Origin of the sequence: Agrobacterium sp. CFBP 3001 (assembly GCF_027871605.1) — a bacterium.
GTDB classification, from domain to species: domain Bacteria; phylum Pseudomonadota; class Alphaproteobacteria; order Rhizobiales; family Rhizobiaceae; genus Agrobacterium; species Agrobacterium leguminum.
Genome location: NZ_JAQAHD010000062.1, coordinates 1 through 850, shown reverse-complemented (window position 1 = coordinate 850; position 850 = coordinate 1). Strand labels below are relative to the sequence as shown.

At 60.8% G+C, this 850-nt stretch carries 1 protein-coding gene; it reads right to left on the bottom strand.

Annotated features, from left to right (window positions below):
• The coding region (locus PH605_RS25300) for an IS4 family transposase (RefSeq protein WP_142846700.1) at nt 1–747 on the bottom strand (747 nt) is incomplete at its 3' end.
• Nucleotides 748–850 lie beyond the last annotated feature (103 nt).

Here is an 850-nt window from a genome sequence, read left to right as displayed (position 1 = left end):
ATTTTTGCGGCTTTTGGCCTGGCGGGCCGGCAAAAGGCCGATGCGGTCGGACAGGATGACACCGTCGCCGTCCACCGCCTGCTCATGGGTGACCGTCAGCGGCGTATGCGACTTGAACCGGGTGACGATCCGGCATCCGGCTTTGTCCAGCTTGGCCCACCAGCCGAAATCATAATAGCCAAGATCAAAGACATAGGTTGCGCCTGATGCGATCGGCATGGCCTTGGCAGCCGTGATGTCGTTGATATTGGCCGGCGTGACCGCCGCATAGATCGGTTGTTCGGCATCCGCATCGTAGACGATGTGGACCTTGACGCCGCAGGCTTGATGGGAAAACCGCGCCCACTGCGATCCGGCACCGGAGAGGCGAACCCCTGTCGCATCGATGAGGTAGGTTGCCTCGCCCACCGCCCGGCGCAGGCCGCGTCCCGCCATCGCCACCATCTGCGCAAACAGCCCGGCAAAGACAGGGCTCGGACGCAGACGATTGGCATCGGCAAGCGTCGAGCGCGACACCGGCTTTGCGCCGACATGATAGAGCCGTGCAGAGTGGCTCTCCAGGCCAAAGACGATCTCGCGCAGGCTCACCGAACCCGCCAACTGCCCATACAGGAGGGCGACGAACTGGCTTTTGGTCGACAGCCGGCGGACATGCTTGTCAGCCCCGTGTTCATCCACAAGCCGCTCAAACGCCGCCCAGGGAATACGCTTCAAAAGATCATGAAAGACGCTATTCTTGTGCCGCACGGTGTTGCTCCTCTTTCGTGTCCGAGATCGTCGCCAAACGCTCGAATACGAGTAGAATCAACACCGTGCGCCATGTCCACCAAATTTAAACCGGACAGCAGTG